The sequence below is a fragment of the Arthrobacter sp. GQ119 genome, from assembly GCF_059759125.1.
Window position 1 is genome coordinate 104,614 of record NZ_JCAXEA010000006.1, and the last position, 26,254, is coordinate 130,867.

The following is a 26,254-nucleotide window of genomic DNA, read 5'->3' on the forward strand; positions in this document are numbered from 1 at the left end:
CGGAGAGTGCCATGAATGCCCGCTTCGAAGAACTCGACTGGCGAGAGACGAGGCTGGGCGAAATCAGTCTCCGCCGCCGCTGGGACCCTACGTTCAAGGAGGAAGTGTACGAGGTCAAACTGGGTGAGGAGTTCCTGATGTCGAGCCTGTTCACCGTGGCCGAGATTGAACTGGCGCACCTCGCCCTGGCAGAGCTGCCACGAGAAGGCCTGGACGTGGTCGTCGGTGGCCTGGGACTGGGCTACACCGCAATGGCAGTCCTTGAATCGCCCGGCGTGAACGCCATGCTTGTTGTCGAAGCACTGGGTGAGGTCATCGAGTGGCACCAGCAGGGTCTGATACCAGCGGGAACGTCACTGACAGCGGATCCCCGCTGCCGATATATCCACGGCGATTTCTTCACCCTGGCAGCCTCGACCACCGGCCTTGATCCCGAGCTTCCCGGGCGGCGCTTCCACGCCATCATCGTCGACATCGACCACTCCCCACGGCACCTGCTGCATTCGAGCCACTCCCCGTTTTACGAACCGGAAGGCATGCGGGCCGTTGCCGGGCACCTCCATGAAGGCGGGGTCTTCGCACTCTGGTCCAACGACCCACCCGACGAAGACTACATTGCCAGGCTCAGGGACGTATTTGCGGATGTAAAAGCAGACATCATCAGCTTCCCAAACAGGCTGCAGGACCGGAACGCAACCAACACCGTATACACGGGCCGATCCGTATCCTCGGGCATCCAATAGAGGAGCGCTCGAGTCCTTATTGGAGCATGGCCGGCATGGAACCGGCTGGGGAGCTGTTCGATACCTCTCTCACGTTCCTTTCGGATCCAACGGTTCCCGATTAGCACTCTACCTTCACGTTAGAGTAGGGTTGCGAGTGTTGGGGTTCACCCCACGCAGGACCACCGCGGCTTCAACCGGGGTGGTTTTCTGACGTTGTTCCACCCCGGCTGACAAGGACATCCCATTTCCATGGACACGCTCTTCAGCACTCTCGCCGGAACCAGGAACCGTTTCCTGTCCCCACGGTGGCAGGCGAAACTCAACACCTCCAGGGGTCTGCTCATGGGTTTCATTGGGGTCCACGTTGTGTTCCTGGTGTTCGCGGCAGTGCTTTCGCTGCGCGGCGAAGCGTTCAGCGACACCTTCATCTACCGCGACTGGGCCATCGCCGGATTCGCGGAGGAGCGCCTGGGCGAGGGCCCCAGCCCCTGGGTCTACCCCATCCTTGCGCTGATCCCGATGGCCATTGCCGGTATTGCCGGGCCGGGAGCGTTCCTGTTCCTGTGGGTCCTGATGACCACAGTGCTCAACGGCTGGGCCCTCCTGACACTCACAGCACGGGGCCGCAACCGCCAGGCCATCCCCGCCGGCTGGTGGTGGCTGGTCTTCACCTTCCTCATGGGCTGGCTGGGATTCGCCCGCGTGGACGGCCTCACCGCCCCGCTGGTCCTGGTGGCCCTCGCCTACGGCGCCGGCAGGCCGTTCGTCGCGTCCGCCCTGCTCGCCATCGGCACCTGGGTGAAGGTCTGGCCGGCCGCGGTGATGCTGGCCCTCTTCGCCGTCGTGAGGAACAGGACGCTTGTGGTGCTTGCCGGAATTTCGACGACGGCGGGCGTGGTTGCGCTGGCCGCTGCGGTGGGGAGCCTGCCCAAGCTGCTGAACTTCCTCACCCAGCAGGGCGACCGGGGCATGCAGCTCGAAGCGACGTTCACCACGCCCTGGCTCTGGCTGTCCGTCCTCAACGTTGGCGATTCCCGGATGTACATGAACACGGACATCAACTCCGTGCAGGTGGACGGCCCCGGCACGGCGTTCATGTCCGTGCTGATGCAGCCCCTCCTGATCCTGGCTGCCCTGCTGGTTGCCGGCCTGACCTTCTGGGCCCTGCACAACGGCAAGCTCAACGGCCGGGTGGACCGCACCGAACTGCTCCTGGCCGGCGCGCTGACCCTTGCCACAGCGTTTGTGGTCTTCAACAAAGTGGGTTCGCCCCAGTTCATGGTCTGGCTCGCCCCCGCCGTTGCGGTTGGGCTTGCCCACAGCTGGCGGGATTGGCGCGTTCCGGCCACAATGCTGATCGTCATCGCCATGGCCACATTCTTCATCTACCCCCTGTTCTACGACGCGCTAAGCCACAACAACCCGTGGATGGCGCTGGTGCTGACCATCCGCAACGTCCTCCTGGTGGTTCTGTTCCTGTGGAGCCTCCGGCGACTGTACTCTCTGGGTAAAAAGGCTCCTGCAGCCGTCCCCGCTCACAAGGAGTCCTGAGATTTCCACAAGGTTCTTTGACCGGCTGGTCAGCGTCCGCAGCAAGGTCCTTCCCGCAACGGTGGTGGACTGGTTCGCGCGTCCCTCGAGCGTGTGGTGGGGATTCGCCGTCGTCCATCTTTACTTCCTGGGCTGGATGGCATCCTTCTTCCTGCACGGTGAGACCTTCAGCGACACCGAGCAGTACCGGCGGTGGGCGATGGACGGCTACAACCCGGAGAACCTGGACGGCAAGATCAGCCCCTGGGTCTACCCGGTGCTTGCGCAAATCCCCATCTTCCTGGCCAACGTTGCCGGGCCAAGCCTCTACCTGCTGGCCTGGTTCCTGATCATCACGGCCCTCCATGCCGCCGGCCTCTTCTTTCTCACGCGTGGGCCGCGGAAGGTGAGAGGCATTGCCCCGGCCTGGTGGTGGCTGTTTTTCACCGTTTTTATGGGCTACCTGAGCTTCGCCCGTGTCGAGGGCATCACGGCGCCCATGGTGCTGATCGCGCTCCTGTGCGCGGCGCAGCGGCCCGTGGTGGCAGGCGTACTGCTCAGCATCGCCACCTGGATCAAGGTGTGGCCGGCGGCCGTGCTGGCTCCCATCGTGATTGCCAGCCGCAAGCGGATCGAGGTGGTCGCTTCGGGCGTGGTGGTCACGGCATTTGTAGCGCTGGGAACCTGGCTTTCGGGCGGGCTGCCGCACATCCTGGACTTCCTTACCAACCAGGGTGAGCGCGGCATGCAGCTCGAGGCCACGTTCTCCACCCCCTGGGTCTGGCTGAGCGTATTCAATATCGCCGGCTCCAGGATGGCTGACAATGTGGCCATCAATTCGACCGAGGTCTACGGCCCGGGAGCGGAAGTGGCAGCCTTCCTGATGCAGCCGCTCCTCATCGTTGCCGCGATCGCCGCCGCAGTACTGCTGGTCCGGGCACTGAACCGCGGCGCCGAGCGTGAGGAACTGTTCCTCGAGGGCGCATTAATGATGACCACGGCGTTCATCGTGTTCAACAAGGTAGGCTCGCCGCAGTTCATCATTTGGCTGGCTCCAGTGGTCGTGGCAGGCCTGACCCACGACTGGAACCGCTGGAAGGTTCCCGCTGCGTTGCTGATGGGGATCGCGGCGGCTACTTTCGTGATCTATCCCCTGTTTTACACTCCGCTCATCCATGCCCACCCGGTCATGGCCGCCGTCCTCACCTCACGAAACGTACTTCTCGTGGTTTTGCTTTGGTGGTCGGTGCAGCGCACTGCAGAGCTCGGACGGAGGACCCGGGTCGACCCCGGCATCCAGAGCACCTACCGTTGACGGGTGCCCGGCTTGTGCCGCAGAACCCAGCTGCTGCCACGCCTGATCAGTTCTGAGGGTTTCCCTTGAATCAGCAGTCTCCGCGTGTGAACGTCAAGGAACATCAGGTAAAAGGTGAACAACAGGGCCGTGATGAACGCCAAGGATGACGCGTCAACACTGAGCTCGACGAAGGACCACACTGACAGCTGGTCCTGGGCACCGAAAACCACAAAGAACGTCACCGCGACGTACAGGGACCGGATCTGCCAATCGTCCCTGATCCCGGTCACGGCGAGGAACGGAACAAACCACAGGATGTACCAGGGCTGAATGATCGGTGACAGCATCACGATTGCCCCAAAGGCCAGTGCCATCCGGCGCACCAACCGGGATGAGTCGCCATGAAATATCAGGAGCAGAACAATTCCGATGGCAGCCCACTTCATCCCCTTCCTGAGGATATCGGCCATCGCAGGCCCCGGGAGTCCCATCACGTTGCCGAGGAATTCCACCTGCTGACCAAGGAACCCCGAGGGGGAATAGCCGGTATAGCCCGGGGTGGGATCCAGAATGGCCCATGCCCAGCCCATTCCCAGCGCATACGGTATGCCGCTGAGGGCCAGTACAGCGAAACTGGTCACGGCCGTTGCCGCCAAGAACAGCAATTTCCGCGGCCATGAAGCGGACGCGCCGGCCCACATGAGTCCGATGAACGGCAGCAGTAGCACGGTGATCGGCTTGATGCCGATGGATGCGGTCACGAGCAGAACCGCGGCAATGTGGCGACGGGTAGCGGCAAAGTATGTTCCGGCGACGGCAAGACCCACCATCAGAGCGTCATTGTGGGCGCTGGCAATAAAACTGATTAAAAAGAGAGGATTAGCCACGGCTATCCACAGGGCCCGCGCTCCGTTGATGCTGTGCAGTTCAGCAAGCTTGGGCAGGTAGACGGCGCACAGCAGAACACCCGCGGCAGCCAGAAGACGAAAGAGCAGAACGGAGATATCCGGTTGCGCATCGGTAACACCCACAACCGCGCGCGCCAGCCACAGGAAATACGGTCCATACGGCGTCCGGGCTTCCGCCCACGCCGGATCGGCCCCCAGCGAAAACCAGTTGCTGAGCGTGGAGATGCCTACGCTGTACGGGTTCTGGTCCTCCATCATCAAGCGCCCCTGCCCCGTATACGCATACACATCCCGGGAAAAGACCGGCACAGCGAACAACAGCGGCAAGGACCAGGCTGAGACGGCAACCACCACCGACCGCAGCGACCCAGGACCCCAACCCCCCAGTCGCTGACCCAACCTCAGCCATGAGCGCATCAGAAGCATGGCCCCAACCGTCAGCAGGACGGTCGATACCGTGACCCCCCAGCCTTCCGTACGCAGGGCAATCATGATCGGCTGACGAATCATGGGCGAACCGTTGGCGATCCAACCGGTTCCAAGCGATCCGAGGAACATCATCAGAGCGCCGCAAAGTCCCTGCCAGATGGCAAGGTACGCCTTCCCATCCGGGACCTTGCTGGCTGAGTGCGGGGACGGGAGCGGGTCCTCGAAAACGCCGTAGCGGCTCACGTTTCCGGGAGGGTTCACCGGAGTCCCAGGCTGCGGACCGCATCGCTTCATGATCGGTCGGTCCCTACTTACGATAAGGCTGGTTGACGGGGAATCGACGCCGCTCCAGGCACGGGCATTCTAACAAGTTGTACCCTATGACGATCAGACTGTGACCCTGTCGCGGCCAATGATCACGAAGAAGAACGAGTGGGCTTCCTGATCTCATCCCGTGGCCGCTCTGGAACCACTTCGTCGAATCCTGCAGTTCCTGCCCCACACCCACAGCTTCCTCAACCTACCCTCACGTCAGGGTAAACTATAGAGGTCAGGATGCGCCGAAGCCAAAGCTGTCAGCGCGCGTCGTGCTCAGGAGGCAAGATGCACAGGACTTCTTTTGTATTACCACCGGGAGAGAACCCCCATGGAAAACCAGGAAGGCACCCCCCGCCGCCTCGCCGCCGCTTGTATCCGAGAGGCAAATTAGGGAATCCGATCGACTCGCCGGCGGCTGCAGGACGTCTCAAATTTACCCGACGACAGACCAACGAGGTGAGCGGATGGCCGATCTGAGTTGTCCAAATTGTGGCGAGGAGGCCAACCTGCAGGGCATCCGTGGAGAGGCAGGTATCCGTATCACCTGTGGAACCTGCGGCCATTCGTGGGACCGCGACGCCCGGCCCCGCTGCGCGACCTGCGGCGGGCACGACCTTGTCACCCGCCCCCAAACCCTGACCGCTTTTTCCCGTGGAACACAGCTGTCGGTCCTGGGCTGGAGGGAACTACCCCTTTGCGCGACCTGCGACCGTGAGGAACTCATGCGAAGCACCGACGGCGCCGCGCCACTCGCAGCCGACTACGTGCCAGCCGCAATGGAGCGGCGCAGCAGCGAATCGGACTGACTGCCCGCGGCAAGCACACCAAAGACCTGGCCCGACACATACTGCATCATCCGCCATCCCAACGAGGTCCTCCATAACTTCACCCTCTTTACGCCGCACGTGCCCTGCAAGGGGTATGAGGCCACCTGCACACGCGCAGTGGGAGGGCTGGGCACCCCCTGGATGATGTGAGCGAGAGCCTCGACGTCCAGATCAGGCAGTCGTAACCTCTTGTCCAGTTCACCTGGCGGGCAGTGGACGAAGATGGCTTTCCCACCGGCGCCGGCGTAGAGGGAATGGCGCCTGAAGCAAGCCTGCAATACAGCGGTCGGACACCGTCTCATCAAGGAAGTGTCCGCCCCTGGCCGCTCATGGTTAAATAGGCATCACCGACTGCAGTGCGTTGACCGATGAGGGTGGAGACGCGGCTTGAGTCGGCGAGGCTGAGCCGGCGGGCCCTGTCCCGGTGGGACTTTGCGGAGTTGACCGCATTCCAGGCTGCTCCCTGTCCTGCCAGCTGGAGGAGTTCGCGGTGGAAATTCCCATCGAGCCGGAAGAACGGCAACAAGGGGGCGAAGGGCGTGGGATGCGACAAAGATGAGTTTCTGAACCCAAGCATCAATCTGCCCGCGGGTCCCTAATCGTGTGGGTCGAGCCGGTATGACCAAAGGGCGACGCACGGATGCCGATCAGGTGATCCTGATCCGCATCCGTGCTTTGGTGTAGAGTGCGTTCTCTCGGTGAATGCTACGGCGCGAGTGCTGATGTGAACGTTCTCCGGCTTTGGATCGTGCGCCTCCACTCCACGAGTTGGGTCCGGCTTAGGGCCGGTTGGTCTACTTCCCTCCCGACCCTGGCCCTATCCGCCTTAACGCAGGGTTTTTTCCTTGGTCTCCGGTGCCCAGAGGATGGAGAGGATAAGTCCGAGTAGGGGGAAGGCCGATACCAGGAGCAGTGTGGCCGAGGTGCCCAGTTCTGCCAGGAGGAGCGGGAACAGGTATGTGGCACCGGCCGCGGAGATGCGGGAGAACGCTGCTGAGAAGCCCACGCCGGTTCCGCGGACACGAGTGTCGAAAATTTCGCTGGGGTAAACGTACTGGATGTTGTTCGCTCCCGGGGCCATAAACAGGTAGAACGCGAAGAGTCCTACGGTCAGCCATAGTGGAGCGTTGCCGAACAGCCCGAGGGACAGCAGGGTCAGGAACATCAGGGCGAAGGTCCAGTTCACGAAGCCGCGCCGGGTCAGCTTGTGCAGCAGGTACAACCCGAAGACGGCACCGGCGAGTTGGACCACGTTGAGCCAGATTTCGACGGTGACGGCGTCAGTGATGCCCAGCCCGTTGAACACCGGGGTGAGGAAGGTGAAGATCGCGAAGAATGGGCCAACCTGGCAGAACCAGAACAGTCCGGAGTACAGGTGGGGGCGCCAGGTCTGCCGGGTGAACAGGTCCGAGAGCTTCGCGTTCTTCTGGTCCAGCTTGACCTGGGGAACAACGTATCCCTCACCGTAATGCTTGAGCACCACAGCTTCCGCCTCGTCGTCACGGCCACGGGCCTTGAGCCACATTGGGGACTCAGGCAAGCGGGAGCGCAGCACGAACACGATGAAGGCGGGGACGGCGCTGGTCGCCAACAGTAGGCGCCAGTTGTCCCCCGACCAGAGCAGCCCAACCATGAAGGCGGCGACGAAACCGATCATCCAAAAGACGGCGAAGTTGCCCAGCAGCACGCCGCGGCCCTTCTTGCGGGAAAACTCAGCCAGCACTGCGGTGCCGACGGCATACTCCACGCCGATGGCGAGGCCGAGCGCCAGGCGCAGGGCGACTAGATCCCAGACGCCGACCGTGAACAGTTGGAGCAGGGACAGCACCACGAAAGCGATCAGGTTCCAGGTGAACACCGGGCGGCGCCCGTACCGGTCGGCAAGGGAGCCGAAAATCAGCCCACCAATGAAGACGCCGATCAATGCGCTGGAGGCGATCAGCCCCTGGCTCAAGGCGCCGAGGGCAAGTTCGTTCTTTGCCAGGGAGATGCCGGAACCGATGATGCCGAGGACGTAACCGTCGACTGCCGCGCCTCCCAACACGCAGGCCGTGGCCAGCGCATGGATCGGCTTGAAGGGAGCATCGTCGAGCGGGACTGGCGAGCCCGCACCGGCTGGCGCGACGGGCGAAAGGGGCTGTTGGTGGGACATAAAGCGTCTCCTGGGACGTTCGGGTGCGACTTTGCACACTGACATATCGGTAATGCAACGACTAATATATCTACCACCCAACGCCCATCACAATCGGCCTTGCTAAAGTCGAAACAGTCCCTCTAATCTCCTGACGACAACCTCACGCACGCCCTTCGAATCCACCGCCAAATTCGAGATCAGCGTTCGCCACTGGGAAAGAAGAAGCGGACCGGCCAACATTTCCCAGCGCGCGTCAGCGTCGAACCAGGGCGACAACTCCCGTAACCAAAGCTGAAGCGTAACCTTGACCGCTCGCTTTGACGTCCACTACAGTAGTTTCTCGTCGGTTATACGAATAACTGATTCGTATAACTTCTGTACAAGGAGGTGTGGCATGGCCAAAGGGCGACCAAAGTCAGGTCCCACCATGCATGACGTTGCAGCTGCAGCCGGAGTTTCGCAGGCAACAGTGTCGTTGGTGTTGAACTCGGCGAACGGAGCCCGATTTTCGGAAGAAACGCGGCAGCGGGTACAGGACGCGGTCGCGCAACTCGGGTACCGGACCAACGCCCACGCGAAGGTCCTGCGCGAAGGTGTCGCGGGAATGATTGCCTTCGTTGGCGACTCCGTGGCCGCGTCCCCGTTCGCGGGAAGGATTATCGAAGGTGCACAGGAGCGGGCCTGGGAGGCCGGGCTGCTGCTCCTTACCGTCAATACCGGCGGCGATAAGACACTGGAAGCTGCTTCCCTGGAAGCGATGCTTTCCTACAAGGTAGCTGGCGTCGTGTATGCGGCGATGTACCACCATTACCTCGAAGTTCCGCATGCCCTGTCTGAAGTGCCGTCTGTGGTCCTCAATTCGCAGGACCGGAGTCAACGCTTGAGCAGCGTGGCTCCCGATGAAGTGCTGGGAGGTCTGACGGCGACGAAGCACCTCATAGATGCCGGACATGAACGCATCGCCACCATCACCGTCGACCACCTGGAAACCCGCCTGCCGGCGGCCCTCGGCCGTCTGGAGGGGTACACCCAAGCCATGGCTCATGCCGGGTTTGAAGTCCGCCCGGAGTTCCTCAGGTACGGCCACGGCAGCGAGAACGATGGCTTCGAGCACGCGATGGCCCTCATGACGCTCAAGGAACCGCCCACCGCAATATTTTGCGGCAATGACCGGATGGCCTGGGGAGCGTATCTGGCAGCGGCCGAACTGGGACTGAGCATTCCCAGGGACGTGTCCATCGTCGGTTTCGACAACCAGGAAACCCTTGCCCCCCACCTCCGGCCGGCCCTGACCACATTGGAGCTGCCCTTCAAGGCCATGGGCAGGCGCGCGGTCGAAATCATCCTCGAGGGCACAGGTCGTGCTCCAGACTCAGAATTCATGAAATGTCCCCTCATCGAACGCCAGTCGGTGACCCAACCTAAGGAGAACTCATGAGCCGAACGCTACCGGCTCCTGCTAGGAGCTCAGCGACGAGCCGCCTGTCACCGACGTCGAAGCCGCGTCACAAATTTTCTTCACGCTTCACGCGTATCGCCTGGGCGTGGCAGTTATACGTATTACTGGCTCCAGCCATCGCGTACATCCTGGTCTTCAAGTACTGGCCGATGTACGGGGTGCAGATCGCTTTCCGCAACTACAATCCTGTGGACGGTTTCACCGGAAGCCCGTGGGTGGGCCTCCAGCACTTCATCAGGTTCGTCAACTCCTACCAATTCGGCCAGGTTTTGGGCAACACGCTCTGGATCGCCGTGCTCGGCTTGCTGGTCGCCTTCCCCATCCCGATCATCCTGGCCCTGCTGGTCAACCAGCTGCAGAGCGAGCGGTTCAAAAAGTTCACCCAGACGGTGCTGTACTCCCCGGCCTTCATCTCCACCGTTGTCGTGGTGGGCATCATGTTCGTGCTCCTCTCCCCCAGGTCCGGGCTGGTGAACAACGCCATCCAGCTCGCCGGCGGAGAGCCGGTGTTCTTTATGGGCTCCGCGGAGTGGTTCCGGCCCATCTATGTCATCTCCGATGTCTGGCAGAACGCCGGGTTCGCCATGATCGTCTACCTGGCGGCACTGGCAGGGATTGATCCTGCGCTGCATGATGCCGCCAAGGTGGACGGCGCCTCGAAACTCCAGCGCATCCGCCACATCGACCTGCCCGGCATCATGCCGGTCATCACGGTCCTGTTCATCCTGGCCATCGGAAACCTGCTGAACGTGGGGTTCGAAAAAGCCCTGCTGATGCAGACCAACCTGAACCTTCCGACGTCGGAAATCATCCAGACCTACGTCTACCACGCCGGACTGCAGCAGGCGCAGTTCAGCTACTCCGCCGCCATCGGCCTGTTCAATTCCATCCTCAACCTTGCCCTGCTGCTGACCTTTAACTGGGTAGCGCGCCGGGCCAACCAAGCAACCCTGTGGTGATGCCCCCATGTCCCTGAAAACCGATCCCGCGGCCATATCGGCCCCCGCCCGGACCCAGTCACCACAAAAGCGCAGATACTCCTTCCGTGACCGGTGGGCGGACTCGGCCTTCAACATCACCGCCATCACCGTGCTGGTCCTGTCCATCGCGGCCGTCATCTACCCGCTGTACTTCATTGTCATCGCCTCGGTCAGCGACCCCAACGCGGTCTATGAGGGCAAGGTTTGGCTTTTCCCCTCCGGCGTGACGCTGGAGGGATACCAGCGGATCTTCGCCGACAGCAGGATCTGGAACGGCCTTGGCAATACGGTCGTCTACACGGTCCTCGGATCGGCGATCAGCGTCACGACCATCCTGTTTGGCGCCTACGCCCTCTCACGTAAAGACATGCCTGGGCGGAAATTCCTGATGCTCCTGTTCGTGATCACCATGTTCTTCGACGGCGGCCTGATCACCAAGTACCTGGTCGTCCGCGACCTGGGCATGCTGAACACCGTCTGGGCTGTCGTCCTGCCCGGGGCCGTCGGCGTGTGGAACCTCATCATTGCCCGGTCCTTCTTTGAGCACACCATCCCCAATGAGCTCAGGGAAGCCGCCCAGATGGACGGCGCCAACGACTTCAAGTTCTTCTTCAAGATGGTGCTTCCGCTCTCCAAGCCCCTGATCATGCTGATGATCATGGTGCACGTCGTGGCGCACTGGAACTCTTTCTTCGACGCGCTGATCTTCCTCAATGACGACTCCAAATACCCACTCCAACTTGTCCTGCGGAACATCCTCATCCAATCCGATGTCTCCTCGGCCGGCACAACCGGCGGCGACATCGAATCCTACGCAGCAGCGCAGAGAATCGCCGAACTAACCAAGTACGCGATGATCGTCGTCTCCAGCCTTCCGCTGATGATCGCCCTGCCCTTCATGCAAAAGCACTTCACCAAAGGCACCATGATCGGTGCCGTCAAGAGCTGACCTGCCCGGAACATCCCGCGGCACACCCAAACCGCCCCAACGTACCAATACCCAGAATAGGAATGACCATGGCATTGAGCCGTAAACTCGCCGTTCTCGGCGCCCTGCTGGCAGGAACGATGTCGTTCACCGCCTGCTCAGGAAGCACCCAAGGCAGCACACCGGAAATCAAGGACGCCTCTGCCGACTTCGGGTTCCAGGAGACCGGTTTCCCAATCGTCAATGAAAAACTCACACTGACCTTCTCCGGGAGCAAGTCCGCACTGGCCCCGGACTATAACAGCATGAAACTGGTCCAGCAGTGGGAGAAGGACACCAATATCCACGTCAACTGGGAGAACCTCCCGGACACCGTCTTCCAGGAGAAAAAGAACCTGATCCTGGCCAGCGGTGACCTTCCGGACGCCTTCTTCAACACCGGGCTGACCGACGCCGAAATAGCCACCTACTCCGCCAGCGGCACACTGATCCCGCTCGAGGGCCTCATCGAGAAGAACGCCCCGAACCTGTCCAAGCTGCTCTCGGAACGGCCTGACATCAAGGCCGCCATCACCTCCTCGGACGGGCACATCTACTCCCTGCCCTCCGTTGAGGAACTCGGCCTCGTCCAGTTCCCCAACCAGTTCGCCATCAACACCTCGTGGCTGAAGAAACTCGGCATCCCGATGCCCAAGACCGTGGACGAACTGCACGACGCCCTGCTGGCCTTCAAGACCAAGGACGCCTCCGGAACGGGCAGGACAATCCCGCTCAGCTTCATGCCGGGCTCCTGGTGCGGCGACATCGTAGACCTAATCGCAGCCCTCGGCGGCGTGCCGGACAACATGGACCACCGCATCGTCCAGGATGGCAAGGTCATGTACACCGCCACCCAGGACGGCTACAAGAAAGCCATCCAAACCCTCCACGACTGGTACAAGGAAGGCCTGATCGATCCCGAATCCTTCTCCCAGGACGACAAGGCCTACCTGGCCAAGGGCAAGGCCAGCACAGAAAACCTTGGCTCCTTCGTCTGGTGGGAAATCAAGGAAATGGTCGGCACCGACAGGGTTGATAACTACGGGCTCGTTCCCGTACTAGAAGGTGTAGACGGACAGCGCCGCGCCAGCCAGTCCAACAACCAGGAAATCGCCCGCGGCGCCTTCGCCGTCACCCGCGCAAACAAATACCCCGCAGCCACCATCCGCTGGGCAGACAACCTCTATGACCCCATCCAGTCAGCCCAGGCCAACTGGGGACCCATCGGTGAAACGCTGAAGAAAGACCCCGCCACCGGGCTCCTGGTCCAGATCCCCGCCCCGGAAGGCACCAGCGAAGGCGAACGCCGTCAGAAGGTCGCCCCCGGCGGCCCCAAGGCCAACTCCGCAGAAAACTTCAAGACCGTAGTGGCCCCGGAACCGCGCGCCGCAGAACGGCAGAAGATCGTTGAAGAGAACTACAAGCCCTTCGCCGCGAACGACGGCTACCCCCCGGTGCCCTTGTCCAACGAAGAACTCCAGCAGATCAGCACCATCGAGACCGACGTGACCTCCGTCGTCAAGCAGAAACTGGCCAAATGGATCGTCTCGGGCGGCATCGAGAAGGACTGGGACGGCTACGTGTCCCAGCTGAAGAGCATCGGCCTCGACAAGATGATCGAGACCTACCAGCAGGCATACGACCGCTACCAGAAAAACTCCTGATCCCACCCACCGCACCCGTCCGCCGGGCAGACGCCTCAGCCCTGCCCGGCGGCGCACCAACGTGCGCTCCTGTCCCTAAACCTCGCTGCTCCCCTAGAACCAAGGACCCGACCATGACAGCTGCTCCCGCCGAGACACGCGAAGCATTCCGTCCCGCAATGCACTACTCCGCGAAAGACACCTGGCTCAACGATCCCAACGGCCTGATCTTCCACGACGGAACGTACCACCTCTACTACCAGAACAACCCCTTCGGCACCGATCACGCCAACCTGTCCTGGGGCCACGCCACCTCCACAGACCTGGTCAGGTGGACCGAACAGCCCGTCGCAATCACCTGCGACGACCACGAGGACATCTTCTCCGGCAGCATGGTTTACGACGAGCTCAACACAAGCGGCTTCGGAACCGAGGAGACCTCACCGCTGGTGGCGATCTACACCAGCGCCTACAAGGAAGCCTCCGCCCACTCCGGAATCCAGGCGCAGTCCCTGGCGTGGAGCACTGACGGCGGCTACACCTGGACCAAATACGCCGGAAACCCTGTATTGAACCGGAATTCGGCGGACTTCCGCGACCCGAAGGTCTTCCGCTACGGCGCGCCCGCCGGCAGCTACTGGGTCATGGTTGCCGCCGAAGCACTGGACTACAGCATTGTGCTGTACCGCTCCGATGACCTCAAAACATGGGAGTATCTGAGCACCTTCTGCCCGGCCAACGCCACCGGAGGGATCTGGGAATGCCCTGACCTGTTTCCCCTCCCCGTGGACGGCGATACCAGCAGGGTCAAATGGGTCCTGACCGTGAACCTTAATCCGGGCGGGCCCAACAGCGGTTCGGCCGGCCAGTACTTCGTCGGCGAGTTCGACGGCGTGACGTTCAGTTCAGAGTCCACCGTTACCCAGGGCCTGCAGGAACCGGCACGGATGGAGGAGTACGGCTGGCTGGACTGGGGGCGGGATTACTACGCCGCCGTTTCCTTCAGCAATGTCCCGGACGGGCGCCGGCTCATGATTGCGTGGATGAACAACTGGCAGTACGTCCACGAAGTTCCGAGCTCCCCCTGGCGGAGTCCCATGTCGCTGGTCCGTGAAGTAACGCTCGCCACTGAAGCCGGCACCCCCCGCCTGGTCCAGCACCCGGCAACTGAGGTTGCCTGCCTGAATACCAAGTCCCTCTTCACGGTCCGGGACCGGCACCTGCCCGAAGGCAGCCACCGTATTGATGAAGCGAAGGGTGGCGTCCAGCGCATCGACATCTCCTTCACCCCCGGATCGGCAGAAGAATTCGGACTCACGGTCCGCGGCAACGGAACTCACGGGACCCGCATCGGCATCCGGCCCGGCGATGGCCGGCTGATCGTCGACCGCAGGACCTCAGGCACGACGGATTTCCACCAGGACTTTCCATCGCTGGACTGGGCGCCCATCCGGCCCGTCGAGGGCGCCTATGGTCTCACCGTTTACGTCGACCACTGCTCCGTGGAGGTCTTCGCTCAGGACGGCCGGGTCACCATGACCGAACTCATCTTCCCGGACGAGGAGAGCCGGGACTTCTCCCTCTACGCCGAAGGAGGCACCGCCACCGTGAACAGCCTTGACGTAGCTCTCTGGGGCTAAGGCCATTCACTAGCCAGCAGTTCGGACACCGGCCTCCTGCCGGTGTCCGAACTGAAGTGCACGAAGAAAAATAACGGCTTTTCCGGCTCCTACTACCGGCAAGCCACACCTCGAATGGAACTGCCCGCCGGGACAACACCGTTCCAAAATGACAACGTTGTCACCCGGGGAGCACGCGCAACGAAGGGCGAGACCTGGATATGAAGAGAACAACCAACCGCAGGACCCACACCGTTTCTGCACTGACACTCACGGGAGTGGCACTGGCCGCCGCACTGGCAGGCGCACTGCCTGCAGCCGCCGCACCGGCCCTGGGCGATGAGCGCTACCGGCCGGCCATCCACTTCACGCCTGAGAAAAACTGGATGAACGATCCCAACGGGATGGTTTTCCACAAGGGTCTCTACCATTTGTATTACCAACACAACCCTGCCGGTAATAGCTGGGGGAACCTGTCCTGGGGGCACGCCGTCTCCAAGGATCTGGTTCATTGGGAAGAACAACCTCTGGCCATCTCCACGGATGCGCAGCAGGACATCTTCTCCGGCAGCGTCGTCGTGGACAAGGACAACACGTCCGGTTTCGGCACCAAGGACAACCCTCCGCTGATTGCCATCTACACCAGCGCCTACAAGGACGGCACCCCGCACCGGGGCCTGCAGGCGCAGTCCCTGGCGTACAGCCTGGACGACGGCCAAACCTGGACCAAATACGACCAGAACCCTGTCCTGAACCGAAACTCCGCCAACTTCCGGGACCCCAAAGTCTTCTGGTACGACAACCCGGCCGGCGGCGGCTACTGGGTCATGACCGCCGTGGAAGCCACCGATCACAAGGTTGTCCTCTACAAGTCCGAAAACCTCAAGGACTGGACCGCGCTGAGCGAGTTCGGACCCGCGAACGCCACCGGCGGCCAGTGGGAATGCCCTGACCTGTTTCCGCTGGCCGTGGACGGCGACCCGAACAACGTCAAATGGGTCATGGTCGTCAGCATCAACCCGGGAGGCGTAGCCGGAGGTTCCGCCGGACAGTACTTCGTCGGCGACTTCGACGGCACTACCTTCACCTCCGAAACCACCAAACCGGTCGCGACGCTTCCGTCCGGCACCGTCCTGGCCGGCTTCAATGACGGAACTTACAGCGGCTGGACAGTCAACAACGAGCCGGGCAACGCTAAGACCGGGCCTTTTAGCACCGCGCCCGCCGCGGGGACCCTTCCCGGCCAGCAGGCAGTTTCCGGCTTCACCGGAGCCGGGCTCGTCAATTCATTCAATGACGGTGACTGGCCCGTCGGAACCATGAAATCCCCCTCCTTCACCGTTTCCCAGGACTACCTCAATTTCCTCATCGGCGGCGGAAACCACCCCCGGACCTCGGACAAGCTCGACAACACACCGCCCGCGGGTGATCTGCTTTTCGACGGTTTCGAAGTGCCGGCCGGAACGACGCTGGCGAACCATGGCTGGACAGGCACGGGGGACCTCGCACCCCAGTACCAGCCGTTCGCCGGAGGAGGAAACCAGGCGATCGGCACCCACCTGATCAACACCTTCGAAACGAACGGCAGCGGGGACGACCGACAAGGAACCCTCACCTCGCCGCAATTCACCATCACCAAGAAGCACCTCAGCATGCTGGTCGGCGGCGGCAGCCGCACCAGCGACCCAACCCAGGTCCTGGCTGTTCAACTGCTCATAGACGGCAAAGTGGTCCGCTCGACCGCCGGTGACAACGCCGGCGCGCTGAACTGGAAGTCCTGGGACGTGGCAGAGTTCCAAGGCCGGCAGGCCCAGGTGCGGATCGTGGACCAGGCAACCGGCGGATGGGGCGCCATCACTTTTGACCACCTCATCCAAACCGACGGCCCGGCCACGCCCCGCTCCGACGAAACTACGGTGAACCTGGAGGTCGGCGGCAAAGTCGTCCGCACAGCCACCGGCTCCAACAGTGAGGCACTGGATCTGGCTTCGTGGGACGTGAAAGAGTTCGCCGGACAGCAGGCGCAGATCAGCATTATCGACAACAACCGGGGAGGCTGGGGCCACATCCTCGCGGACGAATTCATGCTCTCCTCCCAGCCGGCAGTATCGGCGCTGGAGACCTACGACTGGCTGGACTACGGCCGGGACTACTACGCAGCAGTTTCATTCGCCAACATGCCCGAGGACAAACGGGTCATGCTGGGCTGGATGAGCAACTGGGACTACGCCGGCGACATTCCCACAAGTCCCTGGCGCAGTGCCATGTCACTCCCCCGCGAGGTGAAACTGACCCGGACACCGGAAGGTCCGCGCCTCACCCAGAACGCGGTCCAGCAAGTGGACCGCCTCGCGCAAAAGCCGAGCTACATCGACAAAAAGGGTGCTCTGATCACGGAAGGAACGACGCCGCTGCCCGCGGCAACCGCCGGCCAAGTTCAGCAGGTGGACATCACTTTCGCTCCGGGCACGTCGAAAAAATCAGGCATCACAGTCTTGGGTGATGGCGCATCTGCCACGGTCATCGGGTACGACACCGCCTCCGGGAAGATGTTTGTTGACCGCAGAAACTCCGGCAACACCGCGTTCCACACTGCGTTCGCTTCCGTCGAGGACGCACCCGTCACTCTCGACAAGAACGGCAACATCACCATGCGGATCTACCTCGACCGTTCATCAGTTGAGGTGTTCGCCCAGAACGGCCTGCGCACCATAACAGACCAGGTCTTCTCCAACGACGGCGCCAACAAGATGGCGCTGTTCGCCGAGGGCGGGACGGCCCAGCTCAAGTCACTGACCGTCACACCCCTGAAGCAGTCAATGTTCCTCCCCGAAAAGAAGTGATCCCACTGCGGTGCCCGGCGCTGCCCCCTGTGCAGGGCCGGGCGCCGCGGGGACACCCAACACAACATATCGGAGCGGGTGCCCCCCAAATCCCCGTAGCTCACGGGAGCACCTCCAAATCCACAACCCCTCATGATGCATTTCAACACTTATTCAGACGATCCCGCGCGCTTACGGGCCCGGAAACTGCCCGTAGAGCGTTCCCGAATGCACCAAGACGCGTCGGTGCCGGCCGCACTGATGCCCCCTCCGGGATAGGGATAGCCAACCGCGCTACGTCGCCCTAGTCCGGACCTCAAATGCCTTTACCGAAATTCACTCGTCGAATCACGGAACCGATCGGGGTGACCGGACACTATGGGGTATGGGCGAAGAATCGGGTGTCTCGGACGAGGTGTTGTGGTCCCAGGTTGTCAACGGTGACGGTGATGCCTTCGGCGTGCTTTTCGATCGCCATCATGAGCGGGTGTGGCGTCATGCTCTGAAAGTGCTGAGCGTGCCTCACGCGGCTGAGGACGTCACCGCCGTGGTTTTCTATGAGGCGTGGCGCCGACGGGCCGATGTCCGAGTCGTGAATGACTCGATACTGCCCTGGCTGTTGGTCACGGCCAACAACACCCTCCGTAACCACGTCCGCCAGCAACGCCGCTACAGACACTTCCTCAACCAGCTCCCGCCGCCACAGGATGCGGCCGACATTGCCGACGGCATTGTCGAAGCCGACGAATCCAGGATCAAGTCCTCTGCCCTCCGGGAAGCTTTCGCGAAACTAAGACCACCAGAGCGCGACGTGCTGACCTTGTGTGTCATCGGGGGCTTGGGTGCCAAAGAGGCAGGTGCCGTCCTTGGCATTGCGGACGGAACGGTGAAGTCCCGCCTGAACAGGGCGAAATCCCGGCTCGGGGCCTTGTACAGCCAAGTAGTGCATGAACAAGAGCCTGACGCTGAGATAATTCTTGGACGGAGAACATCATGAACACCTCCCAGTTCCAGGCCGACAGGCGTGAAGCGCTGCGCAGGCAGCTCGTCGAGCTGCCCACCCTCGCCGGCGCCGAGGACCCCATCCGGTACAGGCCCGGGAAAGCAAGACAGCACGACAGTTCTCTCAACTGCCAGATGGAGAAGTCCCTGGTCCCACTCAAGCCCGCCGCGCCGGCCCGCCCCCACCCAACCCGGCGGGTCCTGCTCACAGCGGCGGCAGCAACAGTCGGAGCGCTGATTGTAGGGCAAATCAGCATTACGGCACAAAGTGCCCACGCAGCAGGCGTCCTGCGGGCAGTGGCGGATCAGGCGATGACCTTCGCCGATCCCGTGCCGAAGCCAGGCGAATACCTGCTGGTCCGCACGCACGCCAACTGGAGTGCTTCCGGGGTGGATGAAGCCGGAAATATGACACACCGCATGAACGTGCAGACCATCGACGTTTTCGTTCCGGGCAACCCAGACGATGACTGGGTGCTCAGGCGCGACTGGGGCGACGCCGCCCCGGTGCCCAAGGGAATAGAGGTCATCCGCGCCAAGGACGGATATTTTTACGGGGGACCGTGGACTCTGATGACTGAGAAGGAGCTGGACGCTCTGCCGCGTGACGGTCAGGCGTTGTACGACCACTTCAACTCCCAGTACCAGGGAGGCTCAGCCTCACGGGACGAGAACAACTTCGTGCGTATCACCGACATCCTGAGGATGGGACTCATTCCTGCCGACCTCCGAGCAGGCCTGTACAAGGCACTGGCCCTGATCCCCGGGGTCACTGCCAGCCAACAGGCCAACTTTGACGGCAAGGTCGGGATAGCCATTGGGCGGACAGAACCCCTGCGCGCCGGACAAAGGGCAGAAATGATCATCGACCCCGATACCGGGCTGGTCATCGGCGAACGAACCATCATGACTTACGCAGCCTTCGGCTTCGGATCGAATGAAGTCGTCGGCCACACCGCCATCGACTACCGAATCGTAAACTCAGCACCAGAATGAATCATCGAGGTTCGAAACCCGCCACGCGCGCCTCGCTCACCATCTCAGTCATCTACGGGCGCTCAACGGCCGCAGACCGTCCGGTTAAGGTTCCCCTTGCGGGCTGTACAAGCGCCAAATAGCGCCGTGAAAAAGCCGCCATTTATCGCCGAAAGTCACAGTACATACCTCCTCCAGCCGGGTGCAAAGGTGAAGGGGCCGGTTAGACAATCCAGTCGGTGGTCACCGGGAACACGGGACCTGATCGTTGATCAGGCCGAGGGCAGGACTGCGCAGGAAATCCATTCAATTTTACAGCTTTGTTGACAATCTACGATCCGACGCGTTGCATTGCTTCTTGGACGTTGAGCTAAACATGTCGAAGGGGACACTATGAAGACCAGAAGCAAGATCCAGACTGTGGCCGTGGGACTGTCCCTCCTGTTGGGGCTTACCGGCTGCGGCGGTACTGCGGCGGGGGGCCAAACGACGGAAATCCCGAAGACGCAGAACACGTCCGACATTTCCGACGGCGTTCAGCCTGACCAGGCTGCAGTGGCGCTATTGCCACAGTCGTTTAAGGACAAGGGCGAACTGATAGTTGCCATTGACCCGCGCAGCCCGCCGACGACGTTCCTTGCTGAGGACAACACCACGCCTATCGGCATGAACCCTGACGTCGCCCGCTTAGTTGCCAAGAAGCTACGGCTAAAGCTGAAGTTTGAGCACACCGCATTCGACACCATCATTCCCGGCATTGACGGGGGCCGTTACGACTTCACCGCCTCGACCATGTCCGCTACACCGGAGCGGCTCAAGGTTCTGGACATGATCGACTACTTGAAGGGCGGCTCAGCCGTGGCAGTAGTGGCCGGCAACCCGCTGAAGCTGACGAATGACTCGCTCTGCGGCAAGAACATTGCCGTGACTAAGGGCTCCACCCAGCAGTTGAAGCACCTGCCGAACGTTTCGGAGTGGACCTGCACCTCCCAGGGCAAGCCGGCCATCAACGGCGTCACCCTTCCTAACGCCCAGGAGGCCCTGACCCAACTGTCCTCCAAACGGATTGACGGCGTTTTCTATGACGCCGGCGCACTGGCCTGGGCAGAGGACCAGCAGCCCAACGCCTTCACTGTACTGAAGCCAAGGATGGACACCCGCACGAACACCAACGTGGCCATTGCTCTGAAAAAGGGATCACCGTTGACCCCGGCTCTGCAGAAGGCCATCCAGTCGGTCCTTGACAGCCCGGAATACAAGAAGTCCCTCGCTTACTGGGGCCTGGAAGAATCAGCCATCACCGAGGCCGGGATGCGCAAGTAGGAGTCCATGCTGCAGGCAAGGGGGCTGCCCCGGGTCTGGTTGACTCCTGGATCAACCAGACCGGGGCAGCCCCATCATCACACTGCTTGTCGTCGTGGTCTTTGTGATTCTCTATTTCAACGGTCTTTTAGGAAATACGGCGTTCCCCTAATCTGCACATTAGGTGCACTCCCGGTCTGTGCCCGTCCAGGGTTAGCGTGAATTTCCGCACCGATCTTCCTCGGACCCCGGGTCAGCGTCCGCGGCTGGTCAACCAGGTGGGAATGGGAGCTTCCTGCCTCACGGAAGCGACGAGCCGAGACTATTTCCCCGTATTGGAGCAAGAGCATCGGCGTCGCAGGCGGCTTCCACCAGCCTATGTAATAGCAAGATAACGGGCGCCAAGCTCGCGCCAAGCTCGCACCAAGCTCGTGCCGGGGGAGGTGGGCGCCGGCCCTGTCATCATGGCCGGCGTCCACCTGCAGCGGACTGGGCCGGCGTCGTGGTTCGGCCGCCAGTTGGCGTCAGCGTGCCGCGGTAGCAGGCTGCTCCTGGAAGGCCGGCACGACGTGCTCGATGAAGAGTTCGAGTGCGCGTTTCTTCTCCTCATGGGTCAGGCTGTTGTCGGACCAGAGGCTGAACTCGTCGACGCCCAGTGCCTCGTAGTGACGGAGCCGCTCGATCACCTCGTCGGGCGTCCCGATCATCGCTGTCTGGTGGAGGGATTCCGGCGTGAATTCCGGGCGGTCGGCGAACTTCTCTTCAGGGCTGGGCTCGAGGAAACCGTTCTTGGGGGCGGTCTTGTTTCCGAACCAGGCATCGAACGTCCTGTAGAACTTGTTGATGCCTTCGGCCGGGCGCCGCCATCCCTCGGGCTCGTCTGCGGAGTGGACATGCGTGTGGCGGAGCACCATGAGGTCCGGACGGGGAACGCCGGGGTTGTTCTCCACGGCGGTGTCGAACTTGCGCGCCAGGTCTTCGACCTCCTCGTCGCCCTTCATGAGCGGCGTCACCATCACGTTGCAGCCGTTGGCGACGGCGAACTCGTGTGAGGAGATGTCCCGGGCGGCGATCCACATGGGCGGGGTCGGTTTCTGCAGCGGCTTCGGGACGCTGGTGGAGGTGGGGAATTGCCAGACCTCGCCGTCGTGGGCGTAGTCGCCTTCCCAGAGCTTGCGCACGGCCGGGACGAGCTCCCGCAGGTGTTTGCCGCCGTCGACTGCGGACATGCCGCCCATGAGGCGGTCGAACTCGAACTGGTAGGCACCGCGTGCCAGTCCCACTTCCATTCGGCCATTGCTGATGACATCCAGGAGCGCGGTCTCGCCGGCTACGCGAAGCGGGTTCCAGAACGGCGCAATGATGGTGCCGGCACCCAGGCGGATGCGCGATGTGCGCGCCGCCAGATATGCGAGCTGCGGCATGGGGCTGGGAGAGATGGTGTACTCCATGGAGTGGTGTTCACCGATCCAGACGGTGCTGAAGCCTCCGGCTTCCGCGATGAGGGCGAGCTCCGTCAGGTTCTCGAAGCATTCACGGTGCGAGACGGACTCGTCCCAGCGCTCCATGTGGACGAAGAGGGAAAAGCGCATTAGTGACTCCTTTATTCTGCGGCGGTCTTCGCCGAGGCCTCGTTGATGAGTGCAGCCTCCTTGGCTGCTGCGTTGCGTTCGGCGATGGTCTGGTTGCCGCGGGACCAGTGTTCGTGTTCGATTTCGCGGACGATGACGGTGGTGTTGTCGGGCACGGCGCCCACAGCGCTCTCTGCAGCGCGGTGAAGCTCGGCGACGAGCGAGCGGAGTTGCTCAGGGGTCCGGCCGCGGGCGATGGAGACTTCAATGAGAGGCATTTGGCGCTCCTTCAGCTGCGGAGGACGAACGGGTCGGATACGGGTCCTTCGTCGGTGTTGATCCAGACGCTCTTGAGCCGTGTGTATTCGTGCATGGATTCGAGCCCGTGCTCGATGCCTACGCCCGAGTTCTTGAACCCTTGCCGCGGCGACATCGGGGACATGGCGCGGTAGGTGTTGACCCACACCGTGCCTGCCTCCAGCCGTCGAGCCATTCTGTGAGCCCGTGCAAGATTCTGGGTCCAGACGCCGGCGGCGAGTCCGTACTCGGTGTCGTTGGCCAGGCCGACGACCTCGTCTTCGGAGTCGAAGGGCATGATCGCGGCGACGGGGCCGAAGATCTCCTCCCTCACCACGCGCATCGAGTTGTCGACGTCGGTCAGGACAGTCGGTGAGAAGAAGTATCCCGGAAGATTGACGTCGGGCCGTCGGCCTCCTGTCCGTACCGTAGCGCCCTCGCTGACGCCGATGTCGACGTAGGAGCTCACCTTGTCCAGCTGGGCCCTGAAGGCGAGGGGGCCGAGCTCGGTTGTGGCCAGAAGCGGGTCACCGATGATGATCGATGCTGCCCGTTCTGCGACCCGCTCAACGAGTTCGTCGTAGACGCTGCGGTGGGCAAAGACCCGGCTTCCCGCAATGCAGGTCTGCCCTGCTGCCGCGAAAATCCCGGCGATGACACCCATCGCGGCATTGGACACGTCGGCGTCACCGAACACGATGTTGGGGCTCTTGCCGCCGAGTTCAAGCGTTGAACCGATGAATCGGGAGGCGGTCTCCGCGGCGATGCGGGCTCCGGTCTGCGTGGATCCTGTGAAGGAGATCTTGGCGAGATCGTGGTGGCTTACCAGGGCGGCTCCGGCCTCTTGGCCGAAGCCGGTGACGACGTTAACCACCCCGTCGGGGAAGCCGGCATGGGAGGCCAGCTCGGCGACGCGGAGGATGGTCCGCGACGTGTACTCGCTGGGCTTGATGACAACGGTGTTGCCGGCAGCCAGCGCAGGGGCGAGTTTGGAGGTGGTCAGCGTCAGTGGCGAGTTCCACGGCGTGATTGCCCCGACGACACCAAGCGGTTCCCGCTGGGTGTAGTTGAGCATCGTCAGCGAATTCGTGGGGATCTGGCTGCCTTGGACCTTGTCGGCGAGCCCGGCGTAGTAATACAGGTACTCGGGCAGGCTGGCGAGCTGGCCGCGCATCTCCCGCAGCAGCTTTCCATTGTCGAGGGTCTCAAGCTCGGCGAGCTCTTCGGCGTGCTCGCCGATGAGGTCACCGAGGCGGCGCAGAAGGTGACCGCGCTTTGTTGCGGTGAGGTCACGCCACAGCGGCGACTGGAACGCGTTCTGTGCTGCTGCCACGGCGCGCCGCACGTCCTCCTCGCTCCCCCGGGCAGCTTCGTAGAGAACTTCGAGTGTTGTGGGGTTGGTGCTGGCGAAGTATTCCCCGCCAGCGGGGGCAGACCAGGTTCCCCCGATGAAGTGGTCGAGTCGAACAGTCATGCGTGTTCTCCTTCGGAATCTTTTATGAACTCGTTGATCGCCCTGGCCAGGACGTCGGCGTCCTGGACGGGCAGCATGTGCCTTGCACCGGACACGATGACAGCCTTTGCGCCCGGGATTGCTGCGGCAAGGCGCCTGGTCATCTCCGGCGTCGACCCCGGATCAAGTTCGCCGGTGATGGCCAGTGTCGGCACCTCGATGTGGCTGAGCTCGTTGCCGATCACACCGTCTCCCAGTGCGAAGACGCGGTAGGCGTGCACAAAGGACTGAACGTCATTCGCCTCAAGGGTCCGCCGGGTCGCGTCCACGACGCTTTGGGGTACAGCCGTCCCTGAGTACCAGCGGTCGATTGATGCCTCAACCGTCGCCGGGAAGTCAGCTTCGGCCGATGCCAGCCGGGCGCTGACCGCCCTGCGCTCGGCATCGGTGCGCTGGCACACCGAGCTCACGCAGGTGAGGGTCTTGACCCGGTCGGGATGGAACCTCGCGATGTACTGTGCAATCAGTGCTCCCAGCGAGAAGCCCACGAGGTGGGCTCGTTCGGGGAGGCGCGGGAGCACATCCGCGGCCAATTCCTGGAGCGTGACCGGTTCGGTCAGAGGCGCCTGCCGTCCGTGCCCGGGCAGGTCTATGGCTATTGACTCACGCCCGAGGGCATCCTGGATGGGTGCCCACATTCTTGCGTCGAGGCCGACCCCGTGTAGGAGGGCAACCGGAGTTTCCTGCCCTGCTGTCATTGTTCTGTGGAGAGGGGCGCCAGGCGCTCCTGGGGCCGGCCCTGGGCGGAAGCCGCGAGAGCAATGAGGATTTCACCGGGGTGGGGAGCATCCGTGATCCTGACCTCGACGGTCTGGTGGTGGGAGCGGATGGTCGCGTCCGTGATGTGCTTCATCGGGATGTCGAAGACCGTGCCGGCCGGCGCGCGCTTCTCGACGGCGGGCAGAAGGGTGGTTGCGGAAGCAGCCTTGCGGTAGTGGTCGCCGAATTTCAGTGTGTGGATGAGTGCCGAGCCGTGCTCGACCTCCCCTTCGATGCCCACGATGGCTGCCTTGCCGTAGGCCTCGACAGGTGCGCCAAGTGCCTCGATGACCTTTGGAGTGAGAAGGGCGCCAAGGTCTGAGGCTGTTGCATCGATGCCCTGGCTGAGGTCTTCGACAAAACCTTGGCCGGCCCAGGGGTTTTCCACGACGGCGACTGCGACGGCGACGCGGGCTCCGGGCGTGACGGGACGGCCACCCTCGGTCAGGATCTCTTCGGACAAAGTAACGATCTTGCGGATATTCACGGCAGGATTCCCTCCAGTATTTCAGCGGTTACGGGGCGGTCAGTTGTTCGGTCGCCGATGCGAGGATGCGGACGCGACCCTGTGGACGCGGCGGCGATCACGACGATTTCATCCGGGTGGGGCGCGTCGCTCAGGCTCAGCGAAAGGGTTTGGTAGTGGCTGCGGGTGGAGGCGGCTTCCTTGTGCCACATGGGCACTGCGATGGAGGTCCCTGGTTCTGCGCGGTCGTCCGAGAAGGAGAGGATCGATGTGCCTTCGAGGAACTCGCGGACGAGATTGCCGAAGAACGGTGTGTGGATCAGCGCCGCAGCGTGCTCAACTTCCCCGTTCAGCCCGACAACGGCCGACTTGCCGAATGCCTCGATTTCTCCGGCCCCGCCCAGCACTGCGGTGAGGCGGTCGGTCAGGACCTTCGCGAGCACCGGAGCGATTCGTTCTGTCTCGGGCGCGAGGTCCGTCGAGACCGGGGAGCCGGCCCAGGGGTTGCGGATAACAGCGGCTGCGGCAGCCCTGGTCACGCTGGTGGGCAGGGAGCCCTGACCGTCGCGCAGGAGTTCTTCCGTCAGGACGGTGATCTTCCGGACGCCGATTCCCCGGGCGAGTTCTTCCATGGCAGCCGTCGGCTGGTCGTCTGTTCCGTCAGCGGAACGGGAGCTCAGGGCTGTCTCAGACACGGTTCAGGTCCTTCCA

20 protein-coding genes are annotated in these 26,254 nt (G+C 62.3%); 12 read left to right on the forward strand and 8 right to left on the reverse strand.

The window, feature by feature from the left end; genetic code table 11:
• Positions 1-11: 11 nt before the first annotated feature.
• The 3 genes from AC6CH3_RS07570 (at position 12) to AC6CH3_RS07580 (ending at position 3,570) form a co-directional block, all read left to right on the forward strand.
• Positions 12-743, forward strand: coding sequence for a polyamine aminopropyltransferase (locus AC6CH3_RS07570; protein ID WP_498131842.1), 732 nt, complete (start codon positions 12-14; stop codon positions 741-743).
• Positions 744-974: 231 nt separating this feature from the next.
• Positions 975-2,276 (forward strand): glycosyltransferase family 87 protein, encoded by a 1,302-nt coding sequence (locus tag AC6CH3_RS07575; protein ID WP_498131843.1) that lies wholly within the window; start codon positions 975-977, stop codon positions 2,274-2,276.
• A 61-nt stretch (positions 2,277-2,337) separates the two neighbouring features.
• Positions 2,338-3,570, forward strand: a complete 1,233-nt coding sequence (locus AC6CH3_RS07580; protein ID WP_498131844.1) for a glycosyltransferase 87 family protein — start codon at positions 2,338-2,340, stop codon at positions 3,568-3,570.
• Here the strand turns inward: AC6CH3_RS07580 and mptB are convergent.
• Positions 3,561-5,183 (reverse strand): polyprenol phosphomannose-dependent alpha 1,6 mannosyltransferase MptB, encoded by a 1,623-nt coding sequence (gene mptB / locus AC6CH3_RS07585; protein WP_498131845.1) that lies wholly within the window; start codon positions 5,181-5,183, stop codon positions 3,561-3,563. The two genes, AC6CH3_RS07580 and mptB, sit on opposite strands and share 10 nt — an antisense overlap.
• A 1,677-nt stretch (positions 5,184-6,860) precedes the next feature.
• On the reverse strand, positions 6,861-8,186 hold the full coding sequence (locus tag AC6CH3_RS07590) for an MFS transporter (protein WP_498131846.1): 1,326 nt from the start codon (positions 8,184-8,186) through the stop codon (positions 6,861-6,863).
• 409 nt (positions 8,187-8,595) lie between these two features.
• Between AC6CH3_RS07590 and AC6CH3_RS07595 the strand changes: the two genes are divergently transcribed.
• The 9 genes from AC6CH3_RS07595 (at position 8,596) to AC6CH3_RS07635 (ending at position 20,958) form a co-directional block, all read left to right on the forward strand.
• Positions 8,596-9,606, forward strand: a complete 1,011-nt coding sequence (locus AC6CH3_RS07595) for a LacI family DNA-binding transcriptional regulator (protein WP_498131847.1) — start codon at positions 8,596-8,598, stop codon at positions 9,604-9,606.
• Positions 9,603-10,586: an ABC transporter permease gene (locus AC6CH3_RS07600; protein WP_498131848.1), complete on the forward strand. Its 984-nt coding sequence runs from the start codon at positions 9,603-9,605 to the stop codon at positions 10,584-10,586. Before AC6CH3_RS07595 ends, AC6CH3_RS07600 begins: the two co-directional genes overlap by 4 nt.
• Before the next feature lie 7 nt (positions 10,587-10,593).
• Positions 10,594-11,556 carry a carbohydrate ABC transporter permease gene (locus tag AC6CH3_RS07605; protein ID WP_498131849.1) on the forward strand — a complete coding sequence of 321 codons (963 nt, stop codon included), beginning with the start codon at positions 10,594-10,596 and terminating at the stop codon, positions 11,554-11,556.
• A gap of 68 nt (positions 11,557-11,624) precedes the next feature.
• Positions 11,625-13,238, forward strand: coding sequence for an ABC transporter substrate-binding protein (locus AC6CH3_RS07610; RefSeq protein WP_498131850.1), 1,614 nt, complete (start codon positions 11,625-11,627; stop codon positions 13,236-13,238).
• Positions 13,239-13,351: 113 nt separating this feature from the next.
• Positions 13,352-14,857, forward strand: a complete 1,506-nt coding sequence (locus tag AC6CH3_RS07615) for a glycoside hydrolase family 32 protein (protein WP_498131851.1) — start codon at positions 13,352-13,354, stop codon at positions 14,855-14,857.
• 200 nt (positions 14,858-15,057) lie between these two features.
• Positions 15,058-17,679, forward strand: a complete 2,622-nt coding sequence (locus AC6CH3_RS07620) for a GH32 C-terminal domain-containing protein (RefSeq protein ID WP_498131852.1) — start codon at positions 15,058-15,060, stop codon at positions 17,677-17,679.
• A gap of 364 nt (positions 17,680-18,043) precedes the next feature.
• Entirely contained in the window at positions 18,044-18,655 is a 612-nt protein-coding gene (locus tag AC6CH3_RS07625; protein ID WP_498131853.1) for an RNA polymerase sigma factor, read from the forward strand.
• Positions 18,652-19,656: a CU044_5270 family protein gene (locus tag AC6CH3_RS07630; protein WP_498131854.1), complete on the forward strand. Its 1,005-nt coding sequence runs from the start codon at positions 18,652-18,654 to the stop codon at positions 19,654-19,656. The genes AC6CH3_RS07625 and AC6CH3_RS07630 overlap by 4 nt, the downstream gene beginning before the upstream one ends.
• Positions 19,657-20,028: 372 nt before the next feature.
• Entirely contained in the window at positions 20,029-20,958 is a 930-nt protein-coding gene (locus AC6CH3_RS07635; protein ID WP_498131855.1) for an ABC transporter substrate-binding protein, read from the forward strand.
• Positions 20,959-21,461: 503 nt separating this feature from the next.
• Here the strand turns inward: AC6CH3_RS07635 and AC6CH3_RS07640 are convergent.
• From AC6CH3_RS07640 to AC6CH3_RS07665, 6 genes are read right to left on the reverse strand one after another with little or no spacing between them, the layout of a single operon-like run.
• Positions 21,462-22,529, reverse strand: a complete 1,068-nt coding sequence (locus AC6CH3_RS07640) for an LLM class flavin-dependent oxidoreductase (protein WP_498131856.1) — start codon at positions 22,527-22,529, stop codon at positions 21,462-21,464.
• 11 nt (positions 22,530-22,540) lie between these two features.
• The gene (locus AC6CH3_RS07645) at positions 22,541-22,786 is read right to left on the reverse strand and encodes a tautomerase family protein (protein ID WP_498131857.1); all 246 of its coding nucleotides are present in this window, start codon (positions 22,784-22,786) and stop codon (positions 22,541-22,543) included.
• A gap of 11 nt (positions 22,787-22,797) precedes the next feature.
• A complete protein-coding gene (locus AC6CH3_RS07650) occupies positions 22,798-24,279 on the reverse strand; it encodes an aldehyde dehydrogenase (RefSeq protein ID WP_498131858.1) in 1,482 nt (493 codons plus the stop codon).
• Positions 24,276-25,016, reverse strand: a complete 741-nt coding sequence (locus AC6CH3_RS07655; protein ID WP_498131859.1) for an alpha/beta fold hydrolase — start codon at positions 25,014-25,016, stop codon at positions 24,276-24,278. The genes AC6CH3_RS07650 and AC6CH3_RS07655 overlap by 4 nt, the downstream gene beginning before the upstream one ends.
• Positions 25,013-25,564 carry an amino acid synthesis family protein gene (locus AC6CH3_RS07660; protein WP_498131860.1) on the reverse strand — a complete coding sequence of 184 codons (552 nt, stop codon included), beginning with the start codon at positions 25,562-25,564 and terminating at the stop codon, positions 25,013-25,015. Before AC6CH3_RS07660 ends, AC6CH3_RS07655 begins: the two co-directional genes overlap by 4 nt.
• Positions 25,561-26,238, reverse strand: coding sequence for an amino acid synthesis family protein (locus AC6CH3_RS07665; protein ID WP_498131861.1), 678 nt, complete (start codon positions 26,236-26,238; stop codon positions 25,561-25,563). The genes AC6CH3_RS07660 and AC6CH3_RS07665 overlap by 4 nt, the downstream gene beginning before the upstream one ends.
• Positions 26,239-26,254: the final 16 nt, after the last annotated feature.